The sequence below is a fragment of the Pseudomonas sp. P5_A2_2 genome, from assembly GCF_054177685.1.
Genome location: NZ_JBGCUL010001155.1, coordinates 1 through 1,303 on the forward strand (window position 1 = coordinate 1; position 1,303 = coordinate 1,303).

Below are 1,303 nucleotides of genomic sequence, written 5' to 3' on the forward strand. Positions count from 1 at the left end.
ATTTCAGCAGCAGTCACTGCTGCTTTACTGTCCGTCAGCTTCTTCTTCATTGAGTAACCGTTTACAGGGCATTGCTTGTATTTCAGATCTAGCGCGAATACGCCCGCCAGACGCATGGCTATTCAGCCTTCCGGACAATCCTTCCCGCCTTCACCTCATCTGTGTAAGCAGTCAGCCGATCAGCTTGCTCATGCAGCTTTTCGATCGTCTCCATTGCCTCCAGAAGCTCTGTATCCCCGCGCTGTTTTGCAAGCCTGAACATTTCCAGGGCAGCTTCTTCGAGGGAATATGCAGCGGCTTTCAAGTCGCGGCGTAACTCTTGATTGGGTTTGTTAAGTGCCATGACAACCTCCTGCCAATCCCTTCCGCGATCATTGGCAGTGGTCTGCCTTCGCCGGCCGGACTACCTGACCTGCACCGATTTCTTTAATCCAGCCATCTAACCGATTCTCACCTTGCTGGAAGATTGTGATCATCCTTCGAAGCGCCTCAGCGTCTGGTCCATTACCTGCGTGGCTTAGCCGCTCGGCAATCCGGACTAACTCCACGGCCGACCACTTCAGATCAGAGGCGACACCCTGCAGATCGCGCTTCAGGTCCTGCACTGGTTTGTTGAGCCCCATCATCACCCCTTACAAGTCCCCACAACACTAATCCGATATTCAGTTGCGAAATTGCACTCYACTTGAYCACCCGCTTGCATTCGACCTGACCAGTCATTTGCATTCGTTCTGACCACCGATTGCATCGGATTTGACCAGCACGCTTTGTAACCATGATCGGCAGAGAACGGCCAACAGCTGACTGTCGATTTCGTCTGAGGCACATGCATGTGCATGGCATTTGACCAACTGCTTATTAGGATTAAAGTCTAAGGGAAAGATCGACCCCGTCAGTCTTTGATCCGCAACGGCTATCGCCACGCAGGTTCCTCAATGGCAGGTACAGAAACGGAGTATTGCTCATGATCAAATACCTTCGAATGATGGCAATGATTTCAATACTCGCGATCACGGCGGGCTGCCAGATGGGTCAATCAACTTCCGCCTCTGATGCGATGGCTGCTAACGCGGAAATGGACCGTGAGGCGAAAGCGGCGTTACAGAGTTTGTATGCCAAAACGCCGCAAGCGCGCGCCCTAGCGCAGCGAGCCAAGGGTATCCTCGTTTTCCCTGATGTGCTGAAAGCGGGCCTCATCGCCGGCGCACAGCATGGCGAAGGCGAATTGATTGAGAACGGAAAAGTCACGGGATACTACGCGACCACAGCAGCCTCATACGGCCTTCAGGCGGGCGTGCAGCGG

Annotated in this window: 2 protein-coding genes and 1 pseudogene; 1 reads left to right on the forward strand and 2 read right to left on the reverse strand. The window is 53.6% G+C overall.

The genetic code is table 11. The features are described from left to right. Positions 1–118 precede the first annotated feature (118 nt). Both ACXRVY_RS29650 and ACXRVY_RS29655 read right to left on the reverse strand, forming a co-directional pair. Positions 119–343, reverse strand: a complete 225-nt coding sequence (locus ACXRVY_RS29650) for a hypothetical protein (protein WP_008019294.1) — start codon at positions 341–343, stop codon at positions 119–121. 28 nt (positions 344–371) lie between these two features. After that, positions 372–623 carry a hypothetical protein gene (locus ACXRVY_RS29655; protein WP_043302427.1) on the reverse strand — a complete coding sequence of 84 codons (252 nt, stop codon included), beginning with the start codon at positions 621–623 and terminating at the stop codon, positions 372–374. A 341-nt stretch (positions 624–964) separates the two neighbouring features. Between ACXRVY_RS29655 and ACXRVY_RS29660 the strand changes: the two are divergent. Continuing rightward, a pseudogene (locus ACXRVY_RS29660) lies at positions 965–1,303 on the forward strand (twin-arginine translocation pathway signal protein); the annotation flags it as partial.

Bases quoted from the DNA above. Each gene is read 5' to 3' on its own strand.
- ACXRVY_RS29650 (WP_008019294.1), bottom strand. From the start codon at position 343: ATGGCACTTAACAAACCCAATCAAGAGTTACGCCGCGACTTGAAAGCC.
- ACXRVY_RS29655 (WP_043302427.1), bottom strand. From the start codon at position 623: ATGGGGCTCAACAAACCAGTGCAGGACCTGAAGCGCGATCTGCAGGGT.